Origin of the sequence: Bacillus sp. GMa5/1, from assembly GCF_050172015.1 — a bacterium.
Taxonomy (GTDB): Bacteria; Bacillota; Bacilli; order Bacillales; family Bacillaceae_G; genus Bacillus_A; species Bacillus_A cereus.
The window spans coordinates 18,614-28,214 of record NZ_JBNLYC010000057.1; the positions used below are offsets into that span (position 1 = coordinate 18,614).

The window sequence follows — 9,601 nt, forward strand, 5'->3', positions numbered from 1 at the left end:
CAAGCCCCTCTATTCTTCAATATTTACAACGTGATTCCCATCAAAGAAGTATAAACATTTCTCTTTTACAGGATGTTGTAAGCTTTTCTCCAGTGCTTTTGCATATAACGAAAGCTGCACTTTATATCGATCTTCTAAAATTGGTTTCGCTTGTTCGAATCCGCCTGGAAATTTCCCTTCAATCGTATCTGTTTTGAAGTCGATTAACGTAATGCCATCTTCCTCTTCAATCATGCAGTCGATAACCCCTTGGACAAGAATCGATTCCCCGCTATTCCCTTGCCAATCTTGATATGCTTCTTCTGCTGCAAGCATCATCGTAAATGGAACTTCACGCTCAACACTTTTCGCCGCTAATACCCTTTTACCTAAGTCACTGTCAAAGAATGAAATTACTTTTTCAATCGCTATTTCTTCCGCCTGCTCGAATGTTAATAATTCCTTATTTACCATTCCAGCAATTTGCTCTTGAAGAACTTCAACCGTAATCGGCTTCTTCAAATCAACATGCTGCATAACGGCATGGACTGCTGTTCCGCGCTCTGCGTACGTTAACCCTTTTTTCTCCATAAAGCGCGGACGTGTTTTAATTGGTGCACGTAGTTTTTTAATAAAGGCGTTATCACTACCATCTTCTGATTGATAATTTCTCTTTATTTCTGTAACAGATTGCTTCGCACGGTGAGATGTTGCTTCCTCATATCCGTACTTCCACATTAATCTGTCGTACACTTCATCTTTTCGTTCACTTTCTAACGGCACAGCCTTTTTCTCACGAAGCGCTTCTAATAATTCTTGTTTCTCTTCTTGAACTGGCTCTGGTGCAAGTAGCGTATTACCGTCCACAACTTCTACTTTCCAGCTAGTGTCATACCCGTAAATTTCATCTGGAATACTTCCTTGTCCTAATTCAAGAAGCATTTCACTATCACGGTGTCTATATAATGAAGGTGCAATCCAGTCTAAATAACAAGACGCCCCGGCACGTATGTGATCTGGTAATAACCATTCACTATGTTCCCTCGCATCAAGCCATTTTTCCATTTCCTTATTTGCATCCTTAACTGTTCCGATTAAAATTAACTTCTCTTTCGCGCGCGTCAACGCTACGTATAGTACGCGCATTTCTTCCGCAATTAATTCCATTTTCATTTTACGCTTAATCGCAAGCTGTGATAATGTTGTATATTTAATTCGTTTACGCGGATCGATAAATTGCGAACCGAAACCGAAATCTTTATGCAATAAGAAACGTTTCATTAAGTCTTGTGTATTAAAACGACGACCGAGTCCAGCTACAAATACAACCGGGAACTCTAACCCTTTACTTTTATGAATCGTCATAATGCGAACAACGTCTTCTTGTTCACCGAGGGCCCTCGCCGTACCCATGTCATCACCGCGTTCTAAAATACGTTCAATAAAACGTAAGAAGCGGAATAATCCTCTAAATGATGTTGCTTCGTATTGTCTTGCGCGGTCATATAGTACGCGTAAGTTTGCCTGCCTTTGCTTTCCAGCTGGTAAACCGCCAACGAAGTCGTAATAACCTGTCTCACCGTACACTTTCCAAATTAAATCAGAAAGTGATTGTTGACGTGCAAATTCACGCCATCCTTGCAGTAAGTTATAAAACCACTCTAATTTATCATGAAGTTCTTGCTCCTCTTCAAGTGGTGCCCCTTTTAAGAATGAGCTCATTACTTCATAAAACGAGCCTTTCTTTCCATGAGCACGAAGCGTTGCAAGTTCTTCATCGCTCAATCCAACGATTGGAGAACGAAGTACAGCTGCAAGCGGAATATCTTGCATCGGATTATCAATAACGCGGAATACGTTCATCATAATATTTACTTCCGTCGCTTCAAAGTAACCAGTCGCAAGGTCAGCGTACACTGGAATTCCTTGTAATTTTAACTCTTCCATAATTTGCGGGGCCCACGGCATGGAGCGAAGTAAAATAACGAAGTCGCGGTATTGTACTGGGCGCATACTATCATTTTTACGGTCATACACTTCATAACCTGAATCAACCATCGCTTTAATGCGCTGCGCCATAAGACGAGCTTCAAGCTGTGCTTTTTCGACTTCTGTACCTTCTTCTCCGTCTATTACTTCTTCTTCCGTTTGCTGAATGCACAGTAGTTCTGCCGCTACATCTTCACCTTCTGGATAGGTAGCACCTAACTTTAATTCAGCGTCTGCATCGTAGTCGATTTCTCCGACTTCTTCACCCATAATTTGTTTGAAGATAAAGTTCGTACCTGCTAACACTTCATGACGACTACGGAAGTTTTTCGCTAAGTCGATCTTCATTCCACCGCCCAATCCTTCTTGTGTGAAGCGTTTATATTTTCCTAGGAATAGTCCTGGTTCGGCTAGTCGGAAACGATAAATCGACTGCTTTACGTCACCAACCATGAACAAGTTTCCTTCACTCTCAGAATCTTTCGTTACGAATTTAATAATAGATTCCTGTACAAAGTTCGTATCTTGATATTCATCGACTAATACTTCAGCAAATTTATTACGATATTGGAGCGCCACTGCTGACGGATTCATTTCACCATTTTCACTTTGTTCACTTAAAATTTGTAAACAAAAATGCTCTAAATCTGTGAAATCGACCATTCCTTTATCTCGCTTCATCGCTTGGAAACGCTCTGTAAATACTTTTACAAGTTGAACAAGCTTTTCTAATACTGGGTGCATATCTTGAAAATCTCGTAAGAAACTTTCAGGTTTTCGGCTAAATAACTCTTCTTGTAATTTCTTCACTTCATCTTTCGCTTTATTACGAAGAGAGTCTACTTGTTTTACAACATCTTCATTGTAATCACTTTTCTTAATACGCTTTAACGTTTGCCACGATACATTTTGCATCGCTTCATACAAACTTGTCCACGACTCATGAGCAGCTGATGATAGCGTTCCAAGTAAAGCTAGATCTGCTTGCAGGGTTTCAATGCGAGGCGCTGGACCGTCAGGAAGCATTGCGAGTTCAGTTGCCTTACGAATATGCTGTTCCGCTGTTTCAAGCTGGAATTTCACATCTTCTAATAAATAAGAAGCATATACTAAATCTTCAATTGTCTTTCCTTCTACGTCATATGCTTCTACTAATTTATCAAGCCATTTTTCCGGATTTGGATGCGCTCTTGACTCTGTATGAAGCGCTAAAATCATACGTTGTAAGTCATCATCACTACGGTCACTCGTATAACGATCAACAAGTTCAAAGAAGATTGTATTATCTTCGATTCCGTACTCTTCTTCTAATATGTCATCTAGCACTTCTTCTTTTAACAATTCATTTTCTGTTTGATTCGCAATACGGAAACGAGGATCAACATCAAGCATGTAGTAATATCCTCTAATTACTTGTAAACAGAATGAGTGAATTGTTGAAATGGAAGCTTTATTTAATAGGCTCAGCTGCTTTCTTACGTGTTGAGAGCCTGGTTCATCAATTAATACCTTTTCTAACGCTTCCCCGATTCGGTTTTTCATCTCTTGCGCCGCTGCATTCGTAAATGTTACAACGAGCAGGCGGTCGACATCGACTGGATTCTCTTCATTAATAATCTTTTTAATAATACGTTCAACTAATACTGCTGTTTTCCCTGACCCAGCTGCAGCCGCAACTAAAATATCACGTCCATTCGCTACAACAGCTTTCCACTGGTCATCTGTCCATTGACTACCTTCTGGTTTTTCAGGCCAATTTTCTATCATTCTCCGCCAACCTCCTCTCTTATTTTCTCCATCGCTTCGCTATCTTTCATATCTTTTAACGATCGGAACTGATTATCTTCAAGTGACTCATCAAATTGACAAACAGATTTGAAGTTACAGAACGTACATGCTGCTTTATTTCCCATTTTATAAGGAGCAATATCGATAACACCTTCTGTAATATCTTTTCCGATATTTTCAAACGTATGGTGTACATATTTTTGCAGTACGTTAAACTCTTGCTCACTTGCAATACTTGAACGCGCACTAAAGCTACCGTCTTTTTTCAGGCCAGCAGAAATAATATCTGAACTTCCTGTTGAAAGTTTGTTATCCATTAAACGAACAACGTCAGCATCTCCTAATACGAGTCCTTTCATTTTAAATTTCTTTAAAATTTCTTTTTCAATTTCAGCTTCAGATGCGTCACCTTTCATCTCAACGATTGGGTTATGAATATGGAAATACAATACACCAGCTGGTGATGCTGCGTGACCTTTTTTCATCCACGTCTGCGCATTCGAAGTAACAACATCTAAATACGTTAACATTTGAAGTGCTAATCCGTAATACACTTCCGTTAAATCTAACGCTTTTGAACTTGATTTATAATCAATAATACGTAAGAACGTCCCGTTTTCATCTTCTGCCTTATCAACACGGTCAATACGGCCGACAACTTCCATCTTCACACCATTTGGTAATGAGAATTCCATCGGCGGAAGTGATCCTGTACCACCCATACCGAACGGCACTTCTAAATCAACTGGTACGAATCCGCTTGACTTCGCATGTTCACGAAGAATGATTGACGTACGGAAAATGATTTGTTGTAGTTTTTGTTTTAAATAGAAGTGACGGTTTGAACTTAATAAAATTTGTCGTTGTAATAACGGTGCGATTTCTTCTATTACTAAAACAGAAAGATGCTCACACTCTTTTATGGATAAATCCGCCCAAGTACGGTTTTCACGCAATAGCTTGTCCGCAATTTTCTTTAATGCCGCATGGAATAATTCGCCGATGTCCGGCGCATCAAGCTTGAAAATATCACGCTCTCTAAGCGATAAACCGTGCTGCGCAAAATGAGCGTATGCACAACGGTTAAATAGTTCCATACGAGAGACGCTTCCTTTAATTATATCTCCGTATAAATCTCTACTTACTGCTGTACTTAGTTTCTTCGCACGATTTCGATAGAATAAACTTGATAAGACGCGGCTACTTTTTTGTTTCCATTCATCTGAAGTTACGTAGAAATTATATACGTCCCACCAAAAGTCTAAATTCCCTTCAAATCCGTATCGCTTCCACGTTTGTAGTTGCTGCATAACGTAAGATAACGTTACTTCTGGCGTTGCTACGTATGAAATTTGTTCTGAACGTGATAAATCGTTTACGTCATTGGTAATAAATGAATCTTTCACATTAGGGAACATTCTTTTTATTTTCTTAATAAAGCTAGACGCAAGTAACGTCTTTCCTTCTTCATCTGCAAGCGGGCATGAAATATATAACTTCTCAGATGCTCTCGTTACCATTTGATACATAACGAACTGTTCTTCTAACAAAGTTTGTCTCGTCGTTGGCGCTAATTCAATCCCCGCTGCACCAAGAACTTCTCTTTCTTCATCAGAAAGCATACCTTCGTCCATAGGTGCTGCTGGAATAACACCCTCATTTACACCTATAATAAACGTTGCTTTCACGTCAGATAACCTGGAGTGATCAATATTAGCAATTAACACTTGGTCTAATGACGGTGGAATGTTAGCAAATTGAAGCGCCTCAAGACCTGTCGACATAACGTCCGTAAACATAGAAAGAGACATTTTCTCTTCACCAAGCATCTCTACAAACGTATCAAGAAGGCTCATTACTTCTTCCCATACTTGTTCATGATCTGTCGCAAATAAGAAATCTCCACTTTCTTCTGCACGTATACGTAATTCTTCTAGTTTTTTCGGAACATCCAGCTCTTCTAGAAATAAGTAAACTGCTTCACACATTTGCATAACTGTTCCTGCACGCTTTAACCTTTTTTGCATGCGAATAACAGGTGTTCTTACAACGTCACGCAATCGATTTATTTTCTCTTCCATTTCACGTTCACTATCTGTGATCATCCCGTTCGTATCATCAAGAGAACGATAACGGCGATACATCCATGGATCCTCTGAAGTCCACCTCTTTCCTTGTACACCGTACGCTAAACAGTAATTTTCAAATTCATCCATTTCTTCACGCATCGTTTCTTTTCTTACGTCTAATGGATATAAAAGCTCTGTTTTCACGCAGCGGAACACCGCATCATAACGCCAATTCCCACTAATAATCTCGAGTGCAGAACGAATACATTCTACTAATGGGTGGTGTGACATCGGGCGCTTTTCATCGATGAAGTGTGGGATATTATAATCTGTAAATAACGTTCGCATCACATCGTAATAACTTTCCCCATTACGAAGAAGAACCGCAATATCTCGGTAACGATAGTTTTCCTCCGCCACAAGTTTACGAATTTCACGCGCAACACCTTCTACCTCTGCTCGTAAATTCGCAGCTGTACTAATCGTTACACTCGCTTCACCGTTAAATTTTTCATTCGGACGCGCTTCATAATGAGCTTCTAAATGCGCTAATGCCGGAGAATGAAAACGCGGCTGTTCCATAAGTGGAATTGTTTTTTCAATTTCTATTTTCTCTTCACGCGCTACTTGTTTGATTTTTTCATACGTTAACGTCGTTTCATAAAATAAATCGAGTTCATTTACTGGCTGTGCTAACGTTTTTTCATCTATCGTTAACGTGATCGTAACTCTCGCTCCGCAAATCATAAGCTGTCTTACAATCTCTAACTCTTGCGGGGAGAGTGAATGAAATCCATCTATATAAATTTCCGCACCATTTACATATTCAGACTGCGGAAGCTTTTCCACTAGCAATTGCAGGTAGTCTTCTGAATCTAAATATTTTCCAATTAAAGCACGTTCAAAATCATCGTATAATAGCTGTAAATCATACACTTTATTCGCTAGTAACTTTTGTTCGGCACTGCTACTATGCGCATCCAATTGTTGCCACATTTCATATACGTTAGATGGCGTTACATTGTAACGTTTAAACTCTGCAATCATACTGCCAAGATGTTCAAAGAAACCGTTTTGCTCCGCTGCTTTTTGGAACACCGATAATCCATCTTTACGAGACTCTACAATTTTACGGAGTAACATATGTACACCCGCTTCATCAATATGAAGACGACTCGCTCCGCCAACTTCTTGTAGTACCTTCCACGCTAATCGTGAAAAACTAAAAACTTGTGCCCGAATAGAACCTCTTACATCCTCACTTCCAATTAACGCCTGCTGCGTCTGGAATGTCATCTGTTCTGGCACAAGATATAATATTGTTTTCCCTCTCGGGCGTTGTTTTAACTCTTCTTGCACTTCGCGTAAACAAAGTGTACTTTTTCCACTTCCCGCTCTACCAATCACAAATCGAAGTGACATGTAACCCCACCTTTCACTTACATAACGAACGTTAGTTTGCTACTATAATTGTATTATAGTACACGAAAAAAGACAAACTGAGTTGTTTGTCTTTTCTATACTTCTACTTCATTATATCAACCTTTTGAAAAATTCGTTTGCACCTCTTGAATTGGCCAATATCGCAAATCAACTTTACCGACAACTGTATCAGCTTTTACAAAGCCAAAGTGTCTACTATCCCAGCTCCCGAGCCGGTTATCACCTACTACAAAAATAAACCCGGGTGGCACCAGCTTTTCTTTCGTTAACTCTTCTAATGTAAAGTCGCCTGTTAGTTGCCTTCCATTTATCTCTTTCTTATACTTCTCTAAATACGGCTCATCAATAAATTGACCGTTTATATATAACTTATCCTGCTTATATTCAATATGATCTCCAGGTAAACCGATAACCCGCTTTACATAGTCCTCTTTTTTATTCGCATGAAATACCACAACGTCAAATCTGTTCAAGTCCCCAACTTGATAACTCACCTTATTTACAACTAGCATATTGCCATCCTGCAATGTCGGCATCATTGACTTCCCCTCTACAACATACGTTGAAAAGAAAAACGTTCGAAAAAATACAGCTAATAATACACCAATTAAAATTGTTCGTATCCACTCTATGCCTTCTTTTTTCAAAGTTTTCTTCATCTGCTTCTCCCCTTATCCTTTAATACTGAAGCTTTCCTTTACAAAGAAGACTATTCTTAATGTAGTTCTAACTTTACTTCGATTTTCTTACCGACATACCATAAAATAAAAATACCAATCGCTACAATAACTGATTTCACTGGATTATGAATAAATGACATTAAATCATGACCGATATACGTTAAAATAAAAATCATCACAAGTTTTCCGAATGCTAACGCTAGACCAAACTGTTTTACACTAATTCGGGATAAACCAGCGACAACATTTATTAGCGCTGACGGTGTAAACGGAAAACAAAATATAACAAAAATCGGTGCGAATCCTTTCCTTTCAACCCACCCCATTGCTTTTCGTACTCTCTCATGCTTATTTACAAACGAAAAGAAACGACTGCGACCAAAATGGCGGATGATGAAAAAGACAAGTAATGCACCCATTACTGATCCAAGCCATGAATAAAGAAAACCGAGCCAAAAGCCAAATGCAACAGCATTCGCCAGTACAAATACAATAAGCGGTAATGCTGGAATCAACGCCTCTATCATCGGTAAACCAATACCAAGAAGTGGTCCGAACGCTTTATAACTCTCAACAATATGATCCATATTTTCTGGTGAAAAATACTCTTTGATTGTCTGAAAATCCATTCTACACTTTACCCCTTTACTCTAAATACTATCCCTACTGTATCATTGCTTATATGAAAGAGGAAATGGTAGATACGACATACGGAGATGTATTTATTAAAGTTTCCATATCTTTCATAAGAATTCCTTCATTATTTAGCTATGATAATCTATCAATATTCGACAGGACGTGTCGTTCATTTTGTTATTTAGATTGTTTTTCGGTTTTTATCGGTAAATGAAATTATACTGGTGATTTTCTAAATATATCAATTACAACTCATTTTTTCTAATATATCGCCTTATCTACAAAGACTGACTGACAAACAAAAAAAGAATGGGGATTCCCCCATCCTTTCACACTTCGCCTTCCTTCACAAAATACACCTTCTCATAAGCGGGTCTTAATGTTGATTCCTCTTTTTTATCGACCTCTTTAAAACAAGGATTCCCTTGTTTTTTCCTACGATCTTCATATTCAGTACGTAATTTCGCTGTACGATTTTGTTGATTTTCAAAACTAGTTTTTGATATTTCTAATTTCACAGCAAAGCCATTTATAAATCTAATAATAAGATTTCCATCTTCTAATTCTTTATTACTTTCAATATAAAAATGAGACAACCAAGCGCACTCTTTTCTAGAGTAAGAATAGGTAGGGAAAAAATAAAGTTGATCTGCTGGACTAATCGCAATCGGTGCTTTATGTGTAATATGAGTTAACTCTTTCGTTCCTTCTTTTCTGCCTAAGAAACTAGAGCCATGCTTGCGGCAACTTCTTTCTATAATATCTAGAGGTTTTTGAAATACGAAAAAAGAATCATTCATTTCAACGACTCGCGTAACAATTTTCTTTTCACTTAGAATAACAGGAAGTAAGGCCATCGTATTTTTCGTTACAACATAATTTTCGACATAGCGTTCCACTTTACTTTCCATACTCCATTATCTCCTTTTTTCCATTTATATTAGCAGCTGCATATATAATTTTAGCATCTATGAAAAGGAAATAGCTTACAAGTTCCGCTTTTTTACAATTTTTTAT

General features: G+C 38.4%; 5 protein-coding genes. All 5 read right to left on the reverse strand.

The genetic code is table 11. The features are described from left to right. Window positions 1–9 precede the first annotated feature (9 nt). The gene (gene addA, locus ACQGSG_RS15205) at window positions 10–3,735 is read right to left on the reverse strand and encodes a helicase-exonuclease AddAB subunit AddA (RefSeq protein WP_098382045.1); all 3,726 of its coding nucleotides are present in this window, start codon (window positions 3,733–3,735) and stop codon (window positions 10–12) included. After that, window positions 3,732–7,247, reverse strand: coding sequence for a helicase-exonuclease AddAB subunit AddB (gene addB, locus ACQGSG_RS15210; RefSeq protein ID WP_000058607.1), 3,516 nt, complete (start codon window positions 7,245–7,247; stop codon window positions 3,732–3,734). Before addB ends, addA begins: the two co-directional genes overlap by 4 nt. 116 nt (window positions 7,248–7,363) lie before the next feature. Further along, entirely contained in the window at window positions 7,364–7,927 is a 564-nt protein-coding gene (gene lepB / locus ACQGSG_RS15215; RefSeq protein WP_000751910.1) for a signal peptidase I, read from the reverse strand. Window positions 7,928–7,983: 56 nt separating this feature from the next. Further along, on the reverse strand, window positions 7,984–8,577 hold the full coding sequence (locus ACQGSG_RS15220; protein WP_000347518.1) for a TVP38/TMEM64 family protein: 594 nt from the start codon (window positions 8,575–8,577) through the stop codon (window positions 7,984–7,986). A 336-nt stretch (window positions 8,578–8,913) separates the two neighbouring features. Then, a complete protein-coding gene (locus ACQGSG_RS15225; RefSeq protein ID WP_000444439.1) occupies window positions 8,914–9,495 on the reverse strand; it encodes a competence protein ComK in 582 nt (193 codons plus the stop codon). Between the last annotated feature and the right edge of the window lie 106 nt (window positions 9,496–9,601).